This is a genomic window from Saccharibacillus deserti (assembly GCF_013618475.1).
GTDB lineage: Bacteria > Bacillota > Bacilli > Paenibacillales > Paenibacillaceae > Saccharibacillus > Saccharibacillus deserti.
Window position 1 is genome coordinate 241,671 of sequence record NZ_JABJVN010000007.1, and the last position, 21,999, is coordinate 263,669.

The following is a 21,999-nucleotide window of genomic DNA, read 5'->3' on the forward strand; positions in this document are numbered from 1 at the left end:
GGTTTTGGTGAGCGGCCTGCAGCCAGGAGCGACTGCGAGAGGAGAACGAATATGTCCACGATGGCGACCACAAGAAAGCTAAAGAACTATATCGGCGGCAAATGGGTAGAGAGCAAGACGACTCAATATGAAGACGTTTACAATCCGGCGACGAAGGAACTGATCTGTCAGGTGCCGATTTCGACCCGGGAAGATGTAGAGTATGCGGCCCAGGTTGCGCAGGAGGCATTCGACAAGTGGAAAAAGGTAGCCGTTCCCCGGCGCGCCCGCATCCTGTTCAACTATCAGCAGCTGCTGACCAAGCATAAGGACGAGCTGGCCCGCCTGATTACGATCGAGAACGGCAAAAGCCTCAGCGAGGCGTCCGGCGAAGTGCAGCGCGGCATCGAGAACGTCGAGTTCGCGGCCGGTACGCCTTCCCTGATGATGGGCGACTCGCTCGCCTCCATCGCGACGGACGTCGAAGCGGCGAATTATCGCTATCCGATCGGCGTGGTCGGCGGCATCGCTCCGTTCAACTTCCCGATGATGGTGCCGTGCTGGATGTTCCCGATGGCCGTTTCCCTCGGCAACTCGTTCATCCTGAAGCCGTCGGAACGCACGCCGCTGCTGACGGAAAGACTGGCGGAGCTGTTCACCGAAGCGGGGCTGCCGGACGGCGTATTCAATATCGTGTACGGCGCGCACGACGTCGTGAACGGCATTCTGGAGCATCCGGAAATCAAAGCGATTTCGTTCGTCGGTTCCAAGCCGGTCGGCGAGTACGTTTACAAAAAGGGCAGCGAGAACCTGAAAAGGGTCCAGGCGTTGACCGGAGCGAAAAACCATACGATCGTACTCAACGACGCCAACCTTGAAGACACGATCACGAACGTCGTGTCGGCGGCTTTCGGTTCGGCCGGCGAACGCTGCATGGCCTGCGCGGTCGTGACGGTCGAAGAAGGCATCGCGGACGAATTCATCGCCAGGCTCAAGGAGAAAACGCTCGGCGTGAAAATGGGCAACGGTCTCGACGACGGCGTATTTCTCGGTCCGGTGATCCGCGAAGAGAACAAGGCGCGCACCCTGGCCTATATCGAAAAAGGAATCGAAGAAGGCGCGACGCTGCTGACCGACGGACGCGAGAGAATGTCGGACGACGGCTATTTCATCGGGCCGACGATCTTCGAAGGCGTGACGCCGGACATGACGATCTGGAAAGACGAGATTTTCGCGCCGGTGCTGTCCGTCATCCGCGTCAAAAACCTGAAAGAAGCCATCGAGGTCGCCAACAAGTCGGAATTCGCCAACGGCGCCTGCCTGTTCAGCGGCAACGCGCATGCGATCCGTTACTTCCGCGAGAATATCGACGCCGGCATGCTCGGCATCAATCTGGGTGTACCCGCCCCGATGGCGTTCTTCCCGTTTTCCGGCTGGAAGTCTTCGTTCTACGGCACGCTGCACGCGAACGGCAAAGACAGCGTCGACTTCTACACCCGCAAAAAGGTCGTGACGGCGCGTTATACGGAGCCCCGGTTCGAATAAGCTTCAACAAAAAGGAGGAATAAACGTGGCAAGCCATCTGCAGCGCAAACCGCTGAACGAGCAGCGGGGAGAAGTCAAGATCGTGCAGGAAGTCGTGAAGCGCGATTCGCGGCTGAAATACGTGGAATTCCGGCTGATCGAATTGGAACCCGGAACAGTCTACGAAGAAGCGCTGGAAGCCGACGAATGCTGCATCGTGGCACTGACCGGACGGATTACCGTCACCGAAGGCGAGCATGTTTTCGAAAATATCGGAACGCGGGAAAGCGTGTTCGAGCGCAGACCGACGGACAGCGTATTCGTATCGGACGGCCGGTCGTTCCGGATCGAAGGGAAGTCGAAAGCGAGAGCGGCGCTCTGCTACTCGCCTTCGCTCCTGTCGCTGCCGACCAAGCTGATCAAAGCGGACGAAGTTGGCACCGAGCAGCGTGGCAAGTATCAGAACCGTCGCACGGTCCACAACATTTTGCCGGATTCGGATCCTTCGGCCAGCAGCCTGCTCGTCGTGGAAGTGTATACGGAAGGCGGCAACTTCTCCAGCTATCCGCCGCACAAGCATGACCAAGACAATCTGCCGGAAGAGTCGTTCCTGGAAGAAACGTATTACCACGAGATCGATCCTGGCCAAGGTTTCCTGTTCCAGCGCGTATATACGGACGACCGCAGCTTGGACGAGACGATGGCCGTCGAACACGGCGATGTCGTGATCGTGCCGGCCGGCTATCACCCGGTGGGCGTGCCCGACGGTTATGCTTCTTATTACCTGAATGTCATGGCCGGACCGAAGCGCGTCTGGAAATTCCATAACGATCCCGACCACGAGTGGATTTTGAATCGCGAATAGCGAATAGCGTATCGATCCGTATCAATAACGCCAAAGGGGCTGTGAACATATGAGCAGTGCGGCAAACGGCAAAACATTCGACCTGATCGCGATCGGGCGGGCCTGCATCGACCTGAACGCGACGGAATACAACCGGCCGATGGAAGAGACGATGACGTTCACCAAATACGTCGGCGGCTCCCCGGCCAATATCGCGATCGGCTCCGCGAAGCTGGGGCTGAGAGCGGGCTTCATCGGCAAACTCGCCGACGACCAGCACGGCCGCTTTATCCGAAGCTACATGGAGAAAGCCGGCATCGACGTATCGGGCATGGTCGTCGATACGGAAGGACGCAAGACGGGCCTTGCGTTCACGGAAATCAAAAGCCCGGAAGAATGCAGCATCCTGATGTACCGGGACGATGTGGCGGATCTGTATTTGAGGGCGGACGAGGTACGGGAGGATTACATCAAACAGTCCGGCATGCTGATCGTGTCCGGCACGGCGCTGGCGAAGAGCCCTTCGCGCGAAGCGGTACTTAAAGCGATCCGGCTGGCGAAAAAGAACGATGTCAAAGTCGTGTTCGAGCTTGATTACCGTCCCTATACGTGGAAGTCGGCGGAAGAAACGTCGGTCTACTATTCGCTCGTGGCAGAGCAGTCGGACATCGTGATCGGCACCCGCGACGAATACGACATGATGGAAAACGCCGAAGGCGGCTCCAACGGGCAAACAACGGCTTATCTGTTCGCGCATTCGGCGCAGACCGTCGTCATCAAGCACGGCGTGGAAGGCTCTTGCGCTTACACGCGGGAAGGCGGTGCGTTCCGGGCGCACGCCTACAGGACGAACGTGCTCAAAACGTTCGGCGCGGGCGATTCGTACGCTTCGGCGTTCCTGTACGCGCTCGTGACCGGCAAAGATCTGGAAACGGCGCTTAAATACGGCAGCGCTTCGGCTTCGATCGTCGTCAGCCGTCACAGTTCTTCCGACGCCATGCCGGGCGTCGAAGAGATTGAGGCCTTGATCGCGAACCAACCCGTTCTGAATTCCTGACCCTTTGCCGGCACAAGAGGGCATGCGACGCCCGCGGACGATCCCGATGCAAAGACGCGGGCCGCGCATCATTTCAATCAAAGGTGGATTTGCATATGGGCCAAACAATCCGTTTGACGACAGCGCAGGCGCTGATCAAATTTCTGAACCAGCAGTATATCTCGGTGGACGGCGTGGAGACGCCGTTCGTCGAAGGGATCTTTACCGTATTCGGTCACGGCAACGTACTCGGCATCGGCCAGGCGCTCGAGCAGGACGCGGGCCGTTTGAAAGTGTTCCAGGGCAAAAACGAGCAGGGCATGGCGCATGCCGCTATTGCCTACTCCAAGGAAAAGCTCCGCCGCAGCATTTATGCGGTAACCGCTTCGTCGGGTCCCGGCTCGGCCAATCTTGTGACGGCGGCCGCGACGGCGCTGGCGAACAATCTGCCGGTGCTGCTGCTGCCGGCCGACACGTTCGCGACGCGCCAGCCGGATCCCGTGCTCCAGCAGTTCGAACAGGAATCCAGCTTCGCGATCACGACCAACGACGCGCTGAAGCCGGTATCGCGGTATTGGGATCGGATCACCCGTCCGGAGCAGCTCATGAGCAGCCTGCTGCGAGCGTTCGAAGTGCTGACCGATCCGGCCCGCAGCGGCCCGGCGACGATCTGCATCTGCCAGGATACCGAAGGCGAAGCATTCGACTACGACGAAGGATTTTTCCGTAAGCGCGTCCATTACATCGACCGGCTGCAGCCTAGCGAGCGGGAACTGGACGCGGCCGAAGAACTGATCCGCGCAAGCAGGAAGCCGCTGCTGCTCGTCGGCGGCGGAGCCAAGTACTCGGACGCCCGCGAAGAATTGATTGCTTTCTCGGAAGCTTGCGGCATTCCGCTCGTGGAGACGCATGCCGGCAAATCGACGGTCGAATACGCGTTCGTCAACCACTTGGGCGGCACGGGCATTCTCGGCACGTCGGCCGCCAACGCGGCGGCGCGAGAAGCCGATCTGATCATCGGCATCGGCACCCGCTACACGGACTTCACGACCTCGTCCAAGACGGCGTTCGACTTCGAGAAGACCCGCTTCCTGAACATCAACGTCAGCCGCATGCAGACGTATAAGCTCGAAGGGCTTCCGGTCGTGGCCGACGCCAAGCTTGCGATCGCCGCGCTGCACGAACGGCTGGGCGGATACAAGACCGAATTCGGCTCCCGTATCGCCGAGCTGAAGTCCGCTTGGGACGCCGAACGCGCCCGCTTGGGCAGCGTGAAGTTCGCGCGTTCCGGCTTCGAACCGGAGATCAAAAAACAGTTCTCCCAAGAGATTCTGAACGAATACGCCGACGCGCTCGGCACCGAATTCGCGCAGACCGCCGCCCTGATCGCGATCAACGACGCGGTCGACAAAGACGCGGTCGTCGTGTCTTCGGCGGGCTCGCTTCCCGGCGATCTCCAGCGGCTGTGGAATGCCGAAGTGCCGAATACGTACCATCTGGAATACGGTTACTCCTGCATGGGCTATGAGATCTCGGGCGCCCTGGGCATCCGGCTCGCGAAGCCGGAGCAAGAAGTCTACAGCATCGTCGGCGACGGCAGCTTCCTGATGCTGCATTCCGAGCTGATTACCGCTATTCAGACCGGCAACAAGATCAATATCATGCTGTTCGACAACTCCGGCTTCGGCTGCATCAACAATCTGCAGATGGAGAACGGCAGCGGCAGCTTCCACTGCGAATTCCGCGACCACCGCGGCCAGGTCATGAACATCGACTACGCCAAAGTCGCCGAAGGCTACGGCGCCAAAGCCTACCGCGCCAATACGGCCGAAGAAGTGAAAGCCGCCATCGAGGACGCCAAAAAGCAGACCGTTTCCACGCTGATCGAAATGAAAGTCCTGCCGAAGACCATGTCCGACGGCTACGACGGCTGGTGGAACGTCGGCGTCGCCGAAGTATCCGAGAGCGACAGCGTGCGTGAGGCTTATGCCCGCCGCGCCGAGAAACTCGAATCGGCGAAGAAATATTGAGTCGGCGAACGTTCAGCGCCGGAGCGGATAGCAGCGATCCTATAAGCTTTTTTCGAACAACGTATTGGACATTAATCCATCAACCCCACGACAAGTATAAAGCTGCTTGGCGGAGGGGAGAGCTCGCGGAGGAATGAAAGGTTCGCCTTTGCCATCGAAAAGTCTCATCGCGGCCTAATCCGGCTTCCCGATTGCAGCACGCGACCGGAACGAGCTTTGCCCGCAGCCTCTCCGCCCAAGCAGCTGAATAGGAGGAGAACCATGAAACTCGCCTACGACCCGTCGCATTTGCGCCATTCACATTCTTTGGAAGAAATGATTTTCAAAGTGGCCGATCTGGGCTACAAATACATCGAACTTTCGCCGCGCGAAGACTTCTGCTGGTTCTACGAATATCCGAAAGTCGACAAGCACAAGATCAAGCAGGTCAAAAAGTGGATGAGCGAAGCGGGGCTGGAATTCTCCTCGCTGCTGCCGCTCTATAACTGGGCCGGCCCGGATGAAGACCGCCGCGAGGCGGCCGTCCGTAACTGGAAACGCGCGATCGAAATCGCCGTCGAGCTGGACGTCGACCTGATGAACAGCGAATTCAGCGGGTCCAAATACGAGCCGCTGATCTGCGAAGAGAAGTTCGTCAAATCGATGGACGAGCTGATCCCTGTGTTCGAGCGCGAAGGCGTCCGCCTGAATTTGCAGGCGCACCCGTACGACTTTATCGAGACGAATACGGGCGCGATCAATATGATCCGGGCGCTGGACCGCGATTGGATCAAGCTGGTCTACTCCGTGGCCCACACTTTCTTCTACGACGACGGCGCGGGCGACATCGCCAAAATGCTGGACGAAGCCGGCGACCTGCTCGATCACGTTCTGTTCGCCGACACGTTCAATCACAAAGCCGCCTACGGGCTGCGTTATATCGTGAATCCGCCGGACGCTCAGGTAACGGTGCATCAGCATTTGAACATCGGCGAAGGCGACGTGGATTTCGACACGCTGTTCCGCAAGCTGCGCGAAATGAAGTTCGACGGCATCGCGACCAACGCGGTATTCGCTTACGGCGACAAAGTGGATTGGTCCAACGAGATCACGTTGAGAAAAATGAAAGAAGGTCTCGGGCTGGCGTAAGGCAGACCGGCCTAACGAGCGGAGGTGGAGGGCATGACCCTGGTATCCATGAAAGAGATGCTGGAGCGGGCGAAAAAGCAGCGGTACGCCGTCGGCCAGTTTAACGTGAACGGTTTGTCCTGGGTGCACGCGATTCTGGACGGGGCGCAGGAAGAACACGCCCCGGTCATCGTCGCGGCGTCGGACCGGCTGATCGATTTCCTAGGCGGATATCGGCTCGTCGCGAACATGGTGCGGACGCTGGCCGAAGAAAAAGGCATAACCGTTCCGGTGGCGCTGCATCTGGATCACGGCAAAAGCGTGGAAAGCTGCTTCCGGGCGATCGACGCGGGCTTTACGTCCGTCATGTACGACGGATCGCATGATCCGATCGGGATCAACATCCGCGATACGAGAAAAGTCGTCGAATACGCGATGGCACACGGCGTTACGGTCGAAGCGGAAGTCGGCACCGTCGGCGGGATGGAAGACGGCTTGATCGGCGGCATCTCTTACGCGGATCTCGGCGAATGCGTCCGTATCGTCCGGGAGACCGGCATCGACGCGTTAGCCGCGGCGCTCGGCTCGGTGCACGGCAAATACGTCGGCGAGCCGAAGCTCGGCTTCGCGGAGATGGAAACGATCTCGAAAGCCGTCGGCGTGCCGCTTGTGCTGCACGGGGCGTCGGGCATTCCGACGCATCAGCTCCATCGGGCGATCGAGCTCGGACACGCGAAGGTCAATATCAACACGGAATGCGTGACCGTCTGGTCCGAGCAGCTGCGCCGTACGTTGGCGGAAGACGCGGAGACGACCGAGCCGCGAAAGATTCTGACGCCGGCGAGGGACGCGATCCGTGAAGCGGTACGCGAGAAAATCCGCGAATTCGGCTCGGGCGGCCGCGCGGACTCGGCGGCCGCGGCACCGATAGAAGCGCTGGAAAGCACCGGCACGCAGCCGCTGGCGTAACCCGGGCACGGAGGCCGCCGCCCGGCCCCGACCGGATAGAAACCGGGGTCGGCATCCGGCGCCATACATAAAACGTCGTCCAAATCCGAAAAAGACCCGTAGGCACAGGAAGCGATTTCCTGTGCCTACGGGTCTTTTAGGCGTCCGGCGGCTAGAGCGAGGGCCTGTCGCGGGAGATGTTTTTTTGTTCGGCGAGCGCGCCCGCATAAAGCTTAGGGAGTCACGATCTTGATCCGATGCTCTCGGGCGTACTGCGCATAGGCATCGCTCGGCATGCTGTTCGTCACCAAATAATCGATATCGCTCAGCGAACAGTAAGTGGTCAGCGCGTACTTGTCGAATTTGCTGTCATCGATCATCAGGAACACGTTCAGGCTTTTTTGCACGACCATGCTTTTGAGATCCGTTTCCAAGGGCGAGGAGTTGGTCACGCCGTTGGTGAGCGAGATGCCTGTCGAAGCGACGAACGCTTTATTGATATTGTATTTTTTCAATAGCTCGATGCTCTGGAACCCGACGAAGGAATCCGTTTTGCGTTCGAACATGCCGCCCGTCGAGAAAATGGTCAGCCCCGGATAAGGCTTGGCCTGATGGATAAAATCGAAGTTGTTGGTGACGACGGTGAGCTGCTTTTGGCTGATATATGGCAGAATTTCGAGCGTCGTCGTGCCGGAATCGATAAAGACGACGTCTCCGTCTTCCACGAACTGCGCCGCCAGGCGGCCGATCTCCTGTTTCTTGGTCAAGTTTCGGTCTTTGCGTTCGTCGAACACGATCAAGGTGGAATGGTTGACCGAGACCCCGCCGTATACTTTGCGCAGAACGCCGGAATCGACGAGGTCCTTCACGTCGCGTCGGATGGTATTCATCGATACGCCGAAATGCTCGACCAATTCCTCCAGCGAGACGGACTCGTGTTCGAAAACGTATTCCTTGATTTGGTTAATGCGCTGCGATTTGATCATTTATGCGTCTCCTAAGAAGGAATTTTGTGAGATGTTGATAAAGTTCGTCTTCCCTTTATTCTATACGCAAAACGTTAAAACCAAAAGAGAAAGCGCATAAATAGTTTATCGAATAGCAAAAAAATGAGGAATTGCAGATAAATGTTTTGCTAAGTGTTGGGCAAGTGTGCAGGAATCTATTGAAGGAATAAAGCATGATTCTGGAAGTTTGACGAAAAGAAAGGGGAGAACGCGGGAATTCGTGCGGATTTTGCCTGCCGGCTCCCGTTGCTGCGATAATAAGGAACGAAAAGCCGCCTCTGCCGGACCGAAACCGTCAGATCGAAAGAAGTCTGCATGAACATCTACAACAACCCTTCCGGGGAAGCTTATAACCGGTTGATCGATGATGCGACGGAGGTCTGCGAGACGTTTTCGCTGGTGGACGCCCGGGCGCCCGGAGGCATGATCTGCTCGAAGCCCGTTTGATGTTAAGGGGAGCCAATCAGCCGGATTAAGACAAAATGTACGGCGGTTACCGCCATGCCCGGCTGCCCCAGCCGGATTCCGACCGGGAAGGCCTTCCCGAAAACGATCGGATCGCCGCGCTTCAGGCCTTTTACCTGAAGGTGTTGGAGGCCAACGTCTCGATGCCCGGCGTATCGGACCTGATTTCTGGGATGACCTGGACGCCGAAGAAATCGTCGATCGGACTTCGGCATACCGTCCGATCGTCCTTTCGCCCGGCTGAATCGGAATGACGACCGGCCTGGCGGGGCAGCCTTATTCTGCCTCGCCGGCTTCGTGCCGGCAGCGCCGCAGATCGATACGGCCGCCCAGGCCGAATTCGACGCCTTCGGCTTCCAGACGCTTCCGCTGCTCGCTTCCGCCTCCGGCTTCGTCCAGCGCAATCTCGCCGCGGATATTAACGACCCGGTGCCAGGGAAGCCCGTATTTGCGGCTGAGGGAATGCAGGATACGCACGACCTGGCGCGCGCCGCGCGGGCTTCCCGCCGCGGCAGCAACTTGGCCGTAGCTCATGACCCGCCCGCGGGGAATGGAGCGGATCGTTTCGACGACGGCGCGGGTAAAAGGCGCAAGGTCCGCCAGTTCGTCTTCGGCGGCTTTTTTGCCGTTCTTTTCGTCCTTGGCCGAACTTGCCGCTGCTGCGCTTGCCTCGTCCGCCGCCGCCAGATCTTTCAGAAACTCCGCGTCGAACTCGGCGCGAAGCTTTTCTTGATCATTCATAATCAGGTTCCTTTCTGATCGGAAAAAGGTTCGCGCCGTTCAAGCTTTCGGAATCCGCGCGTTGACTTGCTGCTCGATCTGCTCGTAGCTGATGTTCCCATGCGAGGCGTGCCAGAGCACTTCTCCGCCCCGGATAAGCAGAATTTGCGGCGATTCGTGTTTGACGCCAAGATTGCCTTCGATCGCGTTCGATACGGGTCGGGATTCAATCGCTTTGAATCCTTTGAAAGCGGCCCCGCTGATCGGACAGGCCATACCGTGCTTGAGCAGCGGAGCGTTCGCCGGATTGCTTCAGCAGGGCTTCCCATTGTTCGGTCGAGTCGATCTCCAAATTATTTGGTTTCATGTAAGTTAGGCTGCTTCCGCATGTTATGATAACGGAAGAGAACGAGATCCGCCAGCCCGGTTTACCGTGCGGGCGGACGATCATCAAGAAATCCCGGGAGGAGAATCATCATGACTGACAAAAACCGGACCCGCATCCTGGCGGCGGCCGCCGCTGCCGGGTTGCTGCTGAGCGTGACGCCGGCTTACGCTTTTTCGGATATCAAAGATGGCAAGCAGGCGGCCATCGTGCAGTCGCTGCAGGATAAAGGGCTGATTAAAGGCGTCAGCGCCGACAAATTCGCCCCGAATGCCAAACTGACGAACGTGCAGGCCGTGAAGCTGATCGTCAACGCGATCGGTCTGGATTCGGCCAAAAAGAAAACCGACGCGCCGTCCTGGTTCCGGTCGGTGCCTCAGGACGCTTGGTATGCCGGAGCGCTGAAAACGGCACTGGAGCGCGGCATCGTGATCGACGGCACCTGGGATGCGAACGCGGTGCCGACGCGGCAGCAGTTTGCCAAACTGCTGTACCTCGGGCTGCTGCAAAAAGGAAACTATGCCAACGTCAGCAAATATACGTCGATCGCCGATGCCAAGCAGATCGCTTCGAAGAACCGGGTGGCGGTCGAGTATCTGCTGCTGACGAAAGTCGCGTCGCTCGACGGCAAAAAAAACTTCCGTCCGACGGCGGCGATCACCCGCATGGAAGCGGCGGAAATGATCTATAACGCCGAACGCATGGTCAATAAAAGTTATGCGTCTTCGGACAAAGCGACGGTAACGTACAAAGTCGAGAACGCCGACCCGGAGTTCAATAAAGTCACGCTGACTCGCGGCAATCTGCCGGGCGCGGGCTACGGGTTGAAAATCCGCCGGATCGAATTCGTGTCCGACACGGAAGCGGTCATCACGTACGCGCCTACGTCCCCGTCTTCTGGCGGATCCGGCACGACGTACCCGGCCAGCGCGGTTGTCTACGTGCCCGTCGTATACGACATTACCGTCAAAGCGGAATAGGAGAACCGGAGCGGTTGGTGGCATGACGGTGTTCCGGAAGCGTATGGCCGGGCGCTGCGCAATCCGGACGTCGATCCGGCATCTGCACTCGGGCGGTTTTACCGCCATGCGGAAGACTCGCCGACGTTTCGGAGCCGGAATCGCGAAATTTACCAGATCTGCTGGTTCGCGTCGAATACGGATGGTGAATCGTCGGTGCGCAGCGCTCCCTAAATGCTCGGTTTGCGGGAAGGGTACATTCCGCTGGACGGCTTCAAGGGAGAAGGCGGCTGTTGGCATACCCGCGCAACAGGCGAGGTTGCCGATGTATCCTTGGGCGAACCGCTTCGGGGCTGAACTCCGGCGGCGGCCGTCCGCGACAGGCCGATTCCAACGCTTTTCTGGAACGGTTTTTCGAGCTGGAAGAGCCCGGACGGTTGTTTTCCGATCCGACGAAAGTCAATTTTGAAAATGAAAGAAAATGATGCATTGTGCAAAAAAAAGTCCGCGAAACTCTGTTTCATCGGACTTTTTTTGCGCCTAAAATACCGTAATAGCGCTATTTGTAAGAAGAAAATTAAAATTGAAAATATTTCTTGACCCCTGTCTGTTCTGTCATATATAATTCAAAAGCAAAGTTTAAAACAAATGTTTTAAACAATAGTTTAATCGGAATCCGCAGAGCGGAACCGGGAATAGGAGAACCGTATGGGACAGGTATTCAAAGCTTTCTTGAAGCTGCCGACAACCAAGGTGGGGATGATTACCGCCGTGCTGTTTCAGCTGATTTTCACCGTAATATGGATGACGGGGTACCAGGGAATGACGGATCGGATCGACCGTCTGAACGTTGCGATCGTAAACGGGGACGAGCGGATGGGCGCGGCAATCGTGCAGAATCTGAAAGAAAATCTGCCGGTCGGCGTCAAGACGGATATGACGCTTGCCGAAGCGCAGGACATGCTGCAAAATCGCGAGGTGCAGATGATCGTCGAGATTCCGGCGGATTTCGCATCCGCGGCGCAGTCGCAGGAACCGGCGGTACTGAACTATTTTATCAACGAGTCCAACCCGGTCATGATCAAGAACATGATGACTTCGGTCGCGGACACCATCACGGCGGGCGTCAACAAACAGGCGATCGCGGGAGGCCTGACGGGTATCCTGTCGACTCAGGGCAAACTGCCGGCGGAAGCGGCGCAGACTGCGGCGGGCGTCCTGTCCGAGCGCGTCGTGTCCAACGTCGAGTCGGTCAATGTCGTTGAAGGGATGAACAACCAGATGGTGCCGATGATGATGGTGCTGGCTTCGTACGTCGGTGCCATGATCATGGGACAGAACTTCCAGGTCTCGTCGATGGCGCTTGGCGCCCGCTTCGGCCGCTGGCAGCGGATGGCGGTCCGCCTGGTCGTAACGGCCGCCGCATCGGTAGTCGTCTCGCTCGTCGGCACGTCGCTCGTCGCGGCGTTCGGCGGACAGATGGCACACGGCTTCCTCGCACTCTGGGGCTTCCAGGCCCTGTTCCTGCTGACCTTCATGTTCGTGGCCCAGATGTTCCTGTTCCTGTTCGGAATGGCGGGCATGCTGTTCAACATTCTGGTGCTGTCGGTGCAGCTCGTCTCGTCCGGCGCGATGATGCCGCGCGAGCTTCTGCCGGACTTCTATCAGAGCATCGGCAGCATCTTCCCGGCCACCTATGCGGTCGACGGACTGATGAATACGCTGTTCGGCGGACCAAGCGCCGGCGGAGACGCCGCTGCGCTGCTGCTGATCCTGGCCGCCGCTCTGGTGCTGATCGTCGGTTCGACGGCGCTTCGCCGCGACAAGGCCCCCGTGCCTCCGGTTGTAGCGGCAGCCGAAGCATAATGGTATGATTGAGATCTGAGCGTACGGAACACAAGAACGAAGCATGCCAGGCCGCCGCGGATGCGGCGGCCTTTTTTTGAAGCGTCAATCGACCGGGATCGAAGCGTCGGAGCGCTGGACTTCGGTATATTCCGCGCGCCGTTACGCAGACGATTTCTAACGGGAGAAGGAGCGCATGGGCATGGAAGAAGAACACGTAAAAGCAAGAATCGTACGGGCGGCCAAAAAGCTGACGGCGCAAAAAGGATTCGAAGCGACGACCGTGCGGGAGATCTGCGCGGAAGCCTGCGCCAATCTGTCGCTCGTCTCCTACTATTACGGAGGCAAGGAGCACGTGTACGAAGCGGTGCTGGATGCGTTTATTCCGATCGGCGAAGCAAGCCGGATTCTGGAAGAGATGCAGCTGGAGCCGGTCGAAGGCATCTGCACGATGGTGCGGGAAATCGTGCTGTTTCGCAGCGCCGATCCCGAAATCTCGCGCATTATCCATCAGGAGATGGTCCGGCAGACGCCCCGCACGGCACTTGTCCAACAGCGGGTAATGCCGGCCTGGAAGCTGATTCGCGGATTTTTGGGAACAGGGCGGGAACAGGGCGACTTCCATTTCCGTTCGCTGGACATGACCATGGTGCAGCTGCTCGGGAGCGTGCTGTTCGGGGATAACCGGAGCGGACTGACCCCGATCATGGCGGAAGAGTTTCCGGATACGGAGACTCAAATCGAAGATGTGCTGACCTTCATCCTCCGCGGGATCGGTTACACGGGAGATGTGCGTTTTGCGGGCGAACCGATCCTGCAGCGTCTGAAGATCGACGAAGCTTCGTGCTGCGAGTCGGCGGATCGGGGCACTCCGGAGAATCCGGACGGGGAGGAGTGAGCGGACGGTATGAATACATGGGAACAACTATCCGCCAAGCTGCCGGGCGGCCCGCTTCCCTGGATCGTTCTTGGTACGCTGCTTCTTCTGCTTCTGCTCGCGCTTCGGCTGGCCGCGCTGCGCCGGCGCCGGATACTTCGCCAGCTCGATCCGCGCCGGATCACGCTCAAGGATATCGACGGCATGCTGGACGGATCCGACTTCGAGCGCTATCTGCACCGGCTGTTCGGCGAACTCGGCTACCGCGAAGTACGCAAGACGACCGCAAGCGGGGATTTCGGCGCGGATCTGGTGTTTGAAGATCGCTACGGGGCGAGAACCGTGCTTCAGGCCAAACGTTACGCGATGAGCAATCCGGTAGGTTTGTCGGCGGTGCAGGAAGTCTACGGCTCCATGCGCGTATACGGGGCGCAGCGCGCGGTCGTGCTGACGTCCGGCCGATATACGGCCGCGTGCCGCAAACTCGCCGCCTACAACGGCGTCGTGCTGCTCGACCGCGAAGATCTGGCAGAGATCATCGCGGCGTTCAAATCCAGGAAGCCGGAAGATGCGATGGAGACCATCGAACGCGAGCCGGAAGACGCCCCGGACGAGCTGCGGATATAAGCCGGCTTGCGTCATCGCTTCTCTAGCGAATAGGACTTTCCGGACAAAAAAGGACCTCCCTTTACCGGGAGGTCCTTTTTTGTCCGCAAAAAGATCGATTCAGCGAGAAACAGCGAAAACCTACGTGTTCACAATTTGGACACATTTTTTTAAGCCGCGATTAAAGTCCGTTTAAGTTTCTTTTATGTTTTCCGGCCTATAGTGAGGAAAGTTTGGACGCCTGCTTGCAGGCCTAGGCTCTACATAAAGAACGAAGAAGGGATGAAGCGCAGTGCTCGAAGTGAAGCGGGTAAGCAAAAGGTATGACGGCGGACGGGGCGTGCGGGAGATCGACTTTTCGATGCAGCGCGGCGAGATCGTCGGTTTTCTCGGGCCGAACGGTGCGGGCAAAACGACGACGATGCGCATGATTACCGGTTATCTGTATCCGACGGAAGGAACGGTCACGGTCGACGGACTGTCCGTCCACGAAGAAGCGAGGAAAGCGAGATCCAAGATCGGCTATCTGCCGGAAACGCCGCCGCTGTATCCGGATCTGACAGTCGAGGCGTATTTGAAATTCGTCGCGAAGCTGCGCGGCGTGCCGGCGCGGGAGCAGAAGCTTCGTACGGCGGAAATGGTCGCAAGGCTCGGCCTCGGCGGACGGGAACGGCAGTCGATCCGGCATCTGTCCAAAGGCTACAAACAGCGGTTGGGATTGGCCCAGGCGATTATTCACAAGCCCGATCTGCTCGTGCTCGACGAACCGACGTCGGGCCTTGATCCGAGCCAGATTATCGAGATTCGCAGTCTGATCCGGGAGTTGGGCGAGAACCATACGGTGCTGCTCAGCACGCATATTTTGCAGGAAGTGGGCGCGCTGTGCGACCGGCTGCTGATTATCAACCGCGGCGAACTGGTGATGGACGGAGCGCCGGACGAGATCGGAGCCCGGATGGAAAACCGCTTCGCGGTAACGCTGGAAGTCTACGGACAGCGCGAGCGGATCGAATCCGTGCTGGGCGGATGGGCCGGATCGCGCGGAATCACGGCCGAGATCCGGGGAGTTCCCGAGCCAAAAGGACAAACGTCGGAAATGGAACCGTTAGAGAGTGAACAGTCGAAGAACCAACAGTCGGATAACGAACGGACATTGGCCGGTAACGGGCCGGACGCGGCGGCCGCTTCGCATGAACCGCTCGCGCAAACAGAACCGTTCGTAGAAACGGAGCCGGTCGCTGCGCCGCCGCAGAGCCTTGACCTTTTTGCTTCGTCCTCCGAAGCGGTACGCGCCCTTCTGACCGCGGACGGGCAGGAAGATTTCCGGCTGGAGCTGTTCCGGCTGCTGGCCGAAGCCGATCTGCCGATTCTGGAACTGCACAAAGAAAATCCGACCCTGGAAGACGTCTTCCTGAAACTGACAACGGAAGACCGGGCGGACGGGCTTGTCGACAAGGACGGCCTGGGTACGGACGGCGGCGTCCGGGTTGAAACGGGTACCGGGAGCGGGGAGGAGCGCGCATGAATCGTATTTTGGCCATTTCGGGCAAAGAACTTCGGCTGTACTTTTTGACGCCCACTTCGTATTTCGCATTCGCCATTTATATTCTGATGTCCAGCTTCATGTTCTATGTCGATTTCGTGACTTATCAGCCGAGCATCCTCGATTACCGGCTGATTCTGAGCGATATGCTGTTCATGCTGCTGATCGTGATTCCCATTCTGACGATGCGGCTGATTTCCGAAGAATTTCGCCAGGGCACGGACGAGCTGCTGCTCACTTCCCCGGCCAGCGTGACGGAAGTCGTGTTGGGCAAATATCTGGCTTCGCTCGGGGTACTGACGATGCTGCTGGTATGCAACCTGGCCTATCCGGCGATCATGTCGCTGTTCGGGGATCTGAACCTGATGACGCTGTGGCTGTCCGTACTTGGCGTATTTCTGATGGGGGCCTCGATGATGGCGATCGGACTGTTCGCTTCGTCGCTGTCGCAGCATCAGATGGTATCGGCCGTGGCGGGTTTCGTGCTGCTGCTGATGTTCTGGCTGGCCGGTTCGATGACTTCCCAAAGCGAGAAGCTGTCCGCCTGGATCGAGCCTTTTTCGCTGCCGGACCGTATTTCGAATCTGACCAAAGGCGTCGTGAACGGTCCGGACGTGATCTTTTACGTGTCGCTGGCGGCGCTGTTCGTCGTGCTCAGTATCCAGGTGATCGAACGGAAACGGTGGAGGTAGAACAATGAACAAACAAACGGGATCATCCCCAAACCAATCGCGGCGTCTGCTGCACCATGCGAATACGCTTGTCGTGGCGCTCGTTTCGATCGGCTTGTTCGCGCTGCTGACCGTCGCCTTGACGAAGGCATCGGAATTCCAGCTCGATCTGACCGCCAACAAACAGTACACCCTGTCCGAGCAGACCCACTCCGTGCTGGACAGACTGCCGGGCAAGGTCAAGCTGGAAGTCTTCACGAATCCGGATACGGACGGCGAACTGGTGACGCGCGAGATTACCGACCTGGTGCAGGAATACGCCAAAAAAAGCGGCAAACTCGACGTGCATACCTACAGTCTGGTGCAGCAGCCGGAACTGGCCCGTCAATACAATCTATCGTCGAGTTCGGTCGTGCTGACCTACGGCGAGAAGACGCAGAGTATTCCTTTTCAAGAAATGTTCGGCTCGGGCGACAGCAGTTCCTATACCTTCCTGGGCGAATCCAAACTGACCGGAGGATTGAACTCGCTGATCTCGACCGAAACGCACAAAGCCTATCTGCTGGCGGGTCACGGCGAGTTCGATGCCTCGCATCTGACGCAGCTGACCGCCGGTCTCAAAGCCGACAACACCGAGATCGAACCGCTGCAGCTGTATCAGGCGGGCCAGATTCCGAAAGACGCCGACCTGCTGATGATCGTGGCGCCCGAGACCGATCTGAGCGCCGAAGAGCTGAAGCTGATCGAGACTTATCTGGACGGAGACGGGAAGCTGTTTCTGTCGCTCGGCTTCAACCCGGACATGAAGACGGATTGGACGAATATCGATGCGCTTATGAAAAAATACGGAGTGGTCGACGAGCATGCGATCGCGGTGGACAAAAACAATACGCAGCTCTACGATCCGCTGACCGTCGTACCGGGCTATGAATCGCATGCCATTACGGAAAAACTGCAGAGCGGCAAGGTCTACCCGATGACTTATCTGTCCGTTGCACTGAGTGCAGCCGGGAAAGCGCCGGAAGGCCTGACCGTCTCGCCGCTGCTCAGCACCTCCGCGGAAAGCTACGGGGAAACGGATCTCGCCGGGCTGCTGCAGTCCCAGAGCGAATATGCGGAAGGCACCGATCTGAGCGGACCTCTGCATCTCGGTTATGCCGTGGACGACGCGGAAGGCAAGCCCAAAGTCGTCGTGATGGGTACGTCCTATTTCCTGACCGACGATCAGATCGGCGAGCAGGGCAACAAGGACTTTGCGCTCAACAGCCTCAATTACCTGAGCGGCAATCAGAACGATCTGACGATCCGGGCCCGTGAACAGCAGCAGTACGAGACGGCTTATCTGACCGCTCCGCAGGCCCGCTACATTCTGATCGGCACCATGGTCTTGTTCCCTCTGGTATTCGTTCTGGCCGGCGTGCTGCTCTGGTGGAGAAGGAGACGCGTATGAGAAAATATATCCCGACTCTGATTCTGGTGCTGCTCTTCGCCGGCGGTCTGGGTTATGCGGTCTCGCAAAATTGGTTCGGCGAAGAAACGGAGCCTCCGGCCGCCAAGCTGACCGATGTTGAAACGTCCAAGATCGCCGGTATCCGGATTGCCAATGGCGATCTAACCTATCAATTGGTGAAAACCGGCGGAGAATGGGCGTTTACCGAACCGGACAAATATCCGGTGAATCACTATGCCGTCGACGCCTGGCTCGATACGCTGACATCGGCCGAGCAGGGCGGCGTTGTGGAAGAAGCTCCCGCAGATCCGGCCAAGTACGGACTCGATCTGACGAAAAAAGGCATCACGCTGACGCAGGAAAACGGCGCCGTCGTTACGCTTGCCATCGGCGATCCGCTGCCGACCGGCAGCGGGAATTACGCTCGGCTCGGCGGGGGAGCGGTGATCCGGCTCGATGCCAACGCCGCATCGTCGCTGCTGCCGAGCATCACGACATGGGTCGATACGTCTCCGTTCCAATGGGACGACGCCGATCTGAAAGAGCTGGCCTACAAGCGCGGATCGGCATCCTGGACATTGAAAAATTCGGCTGCAGCCGGCGCTTCCCCGGCTTGGACGCTGGACGGCAAAGCGATCGAAGACGTACAGGCGACCACCGTATCCGGCTCGCTGAAGTACATCGCCAGCGACCGTCTGCCGGTGAAAGCCTCGACGCTTGCTTCGGCGGAGACCGACTTTACGCTGAAGCTTGTGACAGCGGAAGACGGTGCGGACAAGACCCGGAGTTTTACCGGCAAAAAAGATCCCGACGTCGATACGCTCGTCTGGGTCACACGGGAAGGCAGCGAGTGGGCGTATGCCGTGAAGCCGGAAGATTTGCAGAAAGCGGAAACGCAGACGGCTGCGACGGGCACCGGGACCGATAGCGGAGCGCAGGACGGAAGCGGAAAGTAGGCCGGTAGCGGGACGCAGAACGGAAGCGGGAAGTAGGACGGTAGCGAAACGTAAGCCGTAAGCGGCGGGTAAGGAACGGGGTTGGGTGTGCCGGGAGACAGGCGCACCGTCTCGCCGGGAAGCTGCGCGGCCCGCGGAGAATCGCGGCTCCTTTTGAACGCTTTTCCGAAATAACTGCGAGGCGGCTCTTATTTTCCTCCAGGACGCTTTTTTGAAGAAAATAACTGCAGGAGAGCCTTTAAAGATCCCGTCGAGCGTCTTTGGCAGTCCTTTCCCCAAAATAGCGGTTCGGATGCAGCTATTTCACGAATTCACAAGCTACCCATGTAAATAACGGTTCCTGCGCAGCTATTTGTTCGGGGAACCGGCGGAAGCTTTGGATGAACCGGTCTGCGATCTGCCAAGGAAACAGACAAAAGAAGCCGGGCCTCTGCGCACGCAGAGACCCGGCTTCTGAGCAGTACCTTAAGCTCCCTGATGAGATCGGGGCGCTTTTTCCTTGGCAGGCTTCGAATGAGATCCGTTGAGATCAAGCGTCTTTCTCGGCCGGCCGGTCTTTGTTTATCCGGCGCGGTGCGGCACCAAGCTTCAGAACAAGCTTCTCGATCGATAAGCCCTGGATCAGCAGCGAGAACAGTACCACGCTGAATGCCAGCACCAGAATGTCTTCACGGCCTTCGAATTCGATCGGCAGACTGAGAGCGAGTGCGATCGACAGGCTGCCTTTGAGGCCGCCCCAGTTCAAAATATGCTTGAACTTGTTTTCGAATCCTTTGACCCCGGCCAAGCTGAGATAGACGGCTGCCGAACGCGCAATCAGCACGATCAGGATCGCGAGGAGCAGAACCGGCCAGCGGCCGCTGAAATCGATATTGCGAATTTCCAATCCGATCATCAGGAAGATCAACGAGTTGGCGATGAGGGCAATCGTATCCCAGAACGTATCGATATTGGTGTGGGTGGTCTCGGACATCCCGACTTTACGTCCGTAGTTGCCGAAGACCAACCCGCCGACCACGACAGCGATCACGCCCGAGACATGCATATGCTCCGCGATAAAATAACATCCGAAGAAGAGAACGGCCGACAAGGCCGTTTCGAACGGATAGTCATCGTAATAAACGATGATGCGAGAGAAGACGAAGCCCAGGATCAATCCGACGATCGTACCGCCGACCGCAAACTGCAGGAACAGCAGCAGGCCGCTGCCGACGCCTCCCCAGCCCATTTCCATATAAGACAGCAGGTAAATGGAAGAGATCTGGAACAAAACGACGGCGATCCCGTCATTCAGCAGCGATTCGCCTTCGATCACCGTCGTCAGTTTCTTCGGTACGCCGAGCGACTTGAAGATCGAGATCACACTGATCGGATCGGTGGCGCTCATCAGCGCGGCGAAAGTACAGGCGACGACAAGCGGCAGCCCCAGCAGATAATAACCTCCCAGCGCGATCAGCCCGAAGGAAATCAGCGTTCCGCCAAGAGCAAGCGCGATAACCGGTTTGGAATGTTCGCGCAGATGCGAGAACGGCAGTTTGAGCGAAGCGTCGCCGAGCAGGATCGGCAGAAACAGCGAGATCACAATCGCCTGAAACACGTTGCTCTGCGTAATATACGTTTCGGCATGCTCCAGCACGGGGATATGGATCATGCCAAGCAGCAGTCCGACCAAGACGAGAGCGATCGAATAAGGGCGATTCAGCTTCTGGGCGATGCCGATAACGGCCAGGGCGATGGCGAGCAGAACCAGGATCTGAATGAAAATTTCGTTAAAATGATGAACCATGACAGGCCTCCTGTACGAATAAGCTTCATCAGAACATTACCCAAATACGTACGCAGACAAAGTGGGGTTTCGAAAATCCCTTTCTCTGATCCCGTGCACAGCAGGCAATTTCGGCTGAGCCGGCATACAGACGCCTCCGCACACGGACGAACAAGCCCGGCCCCCTAAACGGTGGGCCGGGCTTTGCGTCTTTCTTGTTCTTCGGCAAATGAGCTATGATGGAAACATCGGGAAGCGTATCAGGCGGTGCCGATCCGCAGCGAACGGACGGCTTTTGCGACGGCGGGGCTGCCCAGCGGACTGCTGAACGGCAGTATCTCGGTCAGCGGCCCGCCGCTTGCGCTGATCCTGTCCAATCAGGGCATGAGCAAGCAGGCTTTTCGCGCCAATTTGGCTTTGAACGGCGTCGTCTTGAATATCGTCAGTGTTCTCTCGTTCGCGGCGGGCGGGCTGCTGGATTCGGGAACGGGCCATTTCCTGCTGTGGACGCTTCCGGCTATGGGGCTTGGCGCCTGGGCCGGCGCAAGAGCGGTCACCCGGTTCGACGAAGCGCGGTTTAAGCAGGTCTCGCTCTGGCTGATTCTCGTTTCCGGCTTATGGACGGCGCTCAGCGGGTTGGGTATCGGGTAAGCGGCGGATCGGATGTCTTTTGTAGGAACGGAGGGATCTTATGACGCAAATGACGAAGCGGGCGCTGGCCGCCTCGCTCAAAAAGCTGCTGTCGCAAAAAACGCTCGACAAGATCACGGTCATCGATATTGCCGAAGACTGCGAAGTCAACCGGCAGACTTTTTATTACCATTTCAAAGACATCTACGATCTGATCGACTGGATCTACACGCACGAAGCTTCCAAAGCGTTAAACGGCAACAAGACGTACGAGACCTGGCAGCAGGGTTTCCTGCATATTTTCGAATATATCCAGAGCAACCGGAACTTTGTGCTGAATACGTATCACTCCGTGAACCGCGAACATCTCGAGCGCTATCTGCATCAGGAGACGCATGCGCTGCTGATCGGCGTGATCGAGGAAAAAGCGGCCGGCCGCAGCGTGCGCGAAGACGACAAAGCGTTTATCGCCCATTTCTACAAGTTTGCGTTCGTCGGATTGATCCTCGATTGGATCGGCCGCGGGATGCGCGAAGAGCCGCTTGCGATCGTAAAGCGCCTGAGCGTATTGATCCACGGAGACTTCGCCGGTGCGCTGGAGCGATTCGAGAGCGGTGCGCACCCGGGAGGTCCGCGTCCGCCGTCCGGCTGA

22 protein-coding genes are annotated in these 21,999 nt (G+C 58.1%); 18 read left to right on the top strand and 4 right to left on the bottom strand.

What is annotated here, in order from left to right:
- The first annotated feature begins 60 nt into the window (after positions 1 to 60).
- The 6 genes from iolA (at position 61) to fba (ending at position 7,489) form a co-directional block, all read left to right on the top strand.
- Positions 61 to 1,524: a methylmalonate-semialdehyde dehydrogenase gene (gene iolA, locus HOP44_RS17720; protein ID WP_172255925.1), complete on the top strand. Its 1,464-nt coding sequence runs from the start codon at positions 61 to 63 to the stop codon at positions 1,522 to 1,524.
- A 25-nt stretch (positions 1,525 to 1,549) separates the two neighbouring features.
- A complete protein-coding gene (iolB, locus tag HOP44_RS17725; RefSeq protein ID WP_172255716.1) occupies positions 1,550 to 2,368 on the top strand; it encodes a 5-deoxy-glucuronate isomerase in 819 nt (272 codons plus the stop codon).
- Positions 2,369 to 2,417: 49 nt separating this feature from the next.
- A complete protein-coding gene (gene iolC, locus HOP44_RS17730; RefSeq protein ID WP_172255719.1) occupies positions 2,418 to 3,404 on the top strand; it encodes a 5-dehydro-2-deoxygluconokinase in 987 nt (328 codons plus the stop codon).
- A gap of 95 nt (positions 3,405 to 3,499) precedes the next feature.
- Entirely contained in the window at positions 3,500 to 5,413 is a 1,914-nt protein-coding gene (gene iolD, locus HOP44_RS17735) for a 3D-(3,5/4)-trihydroxycyclohexane-1,2-dione acylhydrolase (decyclizing) (RefSeq protein WP_172255722.1), read from the top strand.
- 261 nt (positions 5,414 to 5,674) lie between these two features.
- Positions 5,675 to 6,541, top strand: a complete 867-nt coding sequence (locus HOP44_RS17740; RefSeq protein ID WP_172255726.1) for a sugar phosphate isomerase/epimerase family protein — start codon at positions 5,675 to 5,677, stop codon at positions 6,539 to 6,541.
- 33 nt (positions 6,542 to 6,574) lie between these two features.
- Positions 6,575 to 7,489: a class II fructose-1,6-bisphosphate aldolase gene (gene fba, locus HOP44_RS17745; RefSeq protein ID WP_172255729.1), complete on the top strand. Its 915-nt coding sequence runs from the start codon at positions 6,575 to 6,577 to the stop codon at positions 7,487 to 7,489.
- Between the two features lie 212 nt (positions 7,490 to 7,701).
- Here fba and HOP44_RS17750 read toward each other — a convergent pair whose 3' ends face one another.
- Complete coding sequence (locus HOP44_RS17750; RefSeq protein ID WP_172255732.1) at positions 7,702 to 8,454, bottom strand: DeoR/GlpR family DNA-binding transcription regulator; 753 nt, start codon at positions 8,452 to 8,454, stop codon at positions 7,702 to 7,704.
- A 336-nt stretch (positions 8,455 to 8,790) separates the two neighbouring features.
- Here HOP44_RS17750 and HOP44_RS23035 point away from each other — a divergent pair, with 336 nt between their 5' ends.
- Both HOP44_RS23035 and HOP44_RS17755 read left to right on the top strand, forming a co-directional pair.
- Positions 8,791 to 8,922 (top strand): hypothetical protein, encoded by a 132-nt coding sequence (locus tag HOP44_RS23035; RefSeq protein ID WP_281367809.1) that lies wholly within the window; start codon positions 8,791 to 8,793, stop codon positions 8,920 to 8,922.
- A gap of 35 nt (positions 8,923 to 8,957) precedes the next feature.
- Positions 8,958 to 9,194: a hypothetical protein gene (locus tag HOP44_RS17755; protein WP_172255735.1), complete on the top strand. Its 237-nt coding sequence runs from the start codon at positions 8,958 to 8,960 to the stop codon at positions 9,192 to 9,194.
- A 22-nt stretch (positions 9,195 to 9,216) separates the two neighbouring features.
- On the opposite strand, the gene HOP44_RS22880 is transcribed toward HOP44_RS17755, so the two are convergent.
- Positions 9,217 to 9,681: an MGMT family protein gene (locus HOP44_RS22880; protein WP_172255738.1), complete on the bottom strand. Its 465-nt coding sequence runs from the start codon at positions 9,679 to 9,681 to the stop codon at positions 9,217 to 9,219.
- A gap of 39 nt (positions 9,682 to 9,720) precedes the next feature.
- Positions 9,721 to 9,936, bottom strand: a complete 216-nt coding sequence (locus HOP44_RS17765; protein WP_246369897.1) for a monothiol bacilliredoxin BrxC family protein — start codon at positions 9,934 to 9,936, stop codon at positions 9,721 to 9,723.
- A 201-nt stretch (positions 9,937 to 10,137) separates the two neighbouring features.
- Here HOP44_RS17765 and HOP44_RS17770 point away from each other — a divergent pair, with 201 nt between their 5' ends.
- The 8 genes from HOP44_RS17770 (at position 10,138) to HOP44_RS17805 (ending at position 18,952) form a co-directional block, all read left to right on the top strand.
- A complete protein-coding gene (locus tag HOP44_RS17770; RefSeq protein ID WP_172255741.1) occupies positions 10,138 to 11,025 on the top strand; it encodes an S-layer homology domain-containing protein in 888 nt (295 codons plus the stop codon).
- Positions 11,026 to 11,712: 687 nt separating this feature from the next.
- Positions 11,713 to 12,870, top strand: a complete 1,158-nt coding sequence (locus HOP44_RS17775) for a YhgE/Pip domain-containing protein (protein ID WP_172255744.1) — start codon at positions 11,713 to 11,715, stop codon at positions 12,868 to 12,870.
- A 181-nt stretch (positions 12,871 to 13,051) separates the two neighbouring features.
- Entirely contained in the window at positions 13,052 to 13,747 is a 696-nt protein-coding gene (locus HOP44_RS17780) for a TetR family transcriptional regulator (protein ID WP_172255747.1), read from the top strand.
- Between the two features lie 9 nt (positions 13,748 to 13,756).
- On the top strand, positions 13,757 to 14,353 hold the full coding sequence (locus HOP44_RS17785) for a restriction endonuclease (protein ID WP_172255750.1): 597 nt from the start codon (positions 13,757 to 13,759) through the stop codon (positions 14,351 to 14,353).
- Positions 14,354 to 14,624: 271 nt separating this feature from the next.
- Positions 14,625 to 15,857, top strand: a complete 1,233-nt coding sequence (locus HOP44_RS17790) for an ATP-binding cassette domain-containing protein (RefSeq protein WP_172255753.1) — start codon at positions 14,625 to 14,627, stop codon at positions 15,855 to 15,857.
- The gene (locus tag HOP44_RS17795; RefSeq protein WP_172255755.1) at positions 15,854 to 16,567 is read left to right on the top strand and encodes an ABC transporter permease; all 714 of its coding nucleotides are present in this window, start codon (positions 15,854 to 15,856) and stop codon (positions 16,565 to 16,567) included. The genes HOP44_RS17790 and HOP44_RS17795 overlap by 4 nt, the downstream gene beginning before the upstream one ends.
- 4 nt (positions 16,568 to 16,571) lie before the next feature.
- Positions 16,572 to 17,996: a GldG family protein gene (locus HOP44_RS17800; RefSeq protein ID WP_172255758.1), complete on the top strand. Its 1,425-nt coding sequence runs from the start codon at positions 16,572 to 16,574 to the stop codon at positions 17,994 to 17,996.
- Positions 17,993 to 18,952 carry a DUF4340 domain-containing protein gene (locus HOP44_RS17805; RefSeq protein ID WP_172255761.1) on the top strand — a complete coding sequence of 320 codons (960 nt, stop codon included), beginning with the start codon at positions 17,993 to 17,995 and terminating at the stop codon, positions 18,950 to 18,952. The genes HOP44_RS17800 and HOP44_RS17805 overlap by 4 nt, the downstream gene beginning before the upstream one ends.
- Before the next feature lie 529 nt (positions 18,953 to 19,481).
- Here the strand turns inward: HOP44_RS17805 and HOP44_RS17810 are convergent.
- A complete protein-coding gene (locus HOP44_RS17810; protein WP_172255764.1) occupies positions 19,482 to 20,738 on the bottom strand; it encodes a cation:proton antiporter in 1,257 nt (418 codons plus the stop codon).
- A 246-nt stretch (positions 20,739 to 20,984) separates the two neighbouring features.
- Between HOP44_RS17810 and HOP44_RS17815 the strand changes: the two genes are divergently transcribed.
- Both HOP44_RS17815 and HOP44_RS17820 read left to right on the top strand, forming a co-directional pair.
- Positions 20,985 to 21,368 carry a TSUP family transporter gene (locus HOP44_RS17815; protein ID WP_172255766.1) on the top strand — a complete coding sequence of 128 codons (384 nt, stop codon included), beginning with the start codon at positions 20,985 to 20,987 and terminating at the stop codon, positions 21,366 to 21,368.
- Between the two features lie 40 nt (positions 21,369 to 21,408).
- Positions 21,409 to 21,999 carry a TetR/AcrR family transcriptional regulator gene (locus tag HOP44_RS17820; protein WP_172255769.1) on the top strand — a complete coding sequence of 197 codons (591 nt, stop codon included), beginning with the start codon at positions 21,409 to 21,411 and terminating at the stop codon, positions 21,997 to 21,999.

What these genes read in the sequence shown, in the direction of transcription:
- HOP44_RS17765 (WP_246369897.1), bottom strand. Translation starts at nt 9,936, where the DNA reads ATGGCCTGTCCGATCAGCGGGGCCGCTTTCAAAGGATTCAAAGCGATT.
- HOP44_RS17785 (WP_172255750.1), top strand. Translation starts at nt 13,757, where the DNA reads ATGAATACATGGGAACAACTATCCGCCAAGCTGCCGGGCGGCCCGCTT.
- HOP44_RS17800 (WP_172255758.1), top strand. Translation starts at nt 16,572, where the DNA reads ATGAACAAACAAACGGGATCATCCCCAAACCAATCGCGGCGTCTGCTG.
- HOP44_RS17805 (WP_172255761.1), top strand. Translation starts at nt 17,993, where the DNA reads ATGAGAAAATATATCCCGACTCTGATTCTGGTGCTGCTCTTCGCCGGC.
- HOP44_RS17780 (WP_172255747.1), top strand. Translation starts at nt 13,052, where the DNA reads ATGGAAGAAGAACACGTAAAAGCAAGAATCGTACGGGCGGCCAAAAAG.
- HOP44_RS17770 (WP_172255741.1), top strand. Translation starts at nt 10,138, where the DNA reads ATGACTGACAAAAACCGGACCCGCATCCTGGCGGCGGCCGCCGCTGCC.
- HOP44_RS17775 (WP_172255744.1), top strand. Translation starts at nt 11,713, where the DNA reads ATGGGACAGGTATTCAAAGCTTTCTTGAAGCTGCCGACAACCAAGGTG.
- HOP44_RS17795 (WP_172255755.1), top strand. Translation starts at nt 15,854, where the DNA reads ATGAATCGTATTTTGGCCATTTCGGGCAAAGAACTTCGGCTGTACTTT.
- HOP44_RS17755 (WP_172255735.1), top strand. Translation starts at nt 8,958, where the DNA reads ATGTACGGCGGTTACCGCCATGCCCGGCTGCCCCAGCCGGATTCCGAC.
- HOP44_RS23035 (WP_281367809.1), top strand. Translation starts at nt 8,791, where the DNA reads ATGAACATCTACAACAACCCTTCCGGGGAAGCTTATAACCGGTTGATC.
- iolD (WP_172255722.1), top strand. Translation starts at nt 3,500, where the DNA reads ATGGGCCAAACAATCCGTTTGACGACAGCGCAGGCGCTGATCAAATTT.
- iolC (WP_172255719.1), top strand. Translation starts at nt 2,418, where the DNA reads ATGAGCAGTGCGGCAAACGGCAAAACATTCGACCTGATCGCGATCGGG.
- HOP44_RS17740 (WP_172255726.1), top strand. Translation starts at nt 5,675, where the DNA reads ATGAAACTCGCCTACGACCCGTCGCATTTGCGCCATTCACATTCTTTG.
- iolA (WP_172255925.1), top strand. Translation starts at nt 61, where the DNA reads ATGGCGACCACAAGAAAGCTAAAGAACTATATCGGCGGCAAATGGGTA.
- HOP44_RS17750 (WP_172255732.1), bottom strand. Translation starts at nt 8,454, where the DNA reads ATGATCAAATCGCAGCGCATTAACCAAATCAAGGAATACGTTTTCGAA.
- HOP44_RS22880 (WP_172255738.1), bottom strand. Translation starts at nt 9,681, where the DNA reads ATGAATGATCAAGAAAAGCTTCGCGCCGAGTTCGACGCGGAGTTTCTG.
- fba (WP_172255729.1), top strand. Translation starts at nt 6,575, where the DNA reads ATGACCCTGGTATCCATGAAAGAGATGCTGGAGCGGGCGAAAAAGCAG.
- HOP44_RS17810 (WP_172255764.1), bottom strand. Translation starts at nt 20,738, where the DNA reads ATGGTTCATCATTTTAACGAAATTTTCATTCAGATCCTGGTTCTGCTC.
- HOP44_RS17820 (WP_172255769.1), top strand. Translation starts at nt 21,409, where the DNA reads ATGACGCAAATGACGAAGCGGGCGCTGGCCGCCTCGCTCAAAAAGCTG.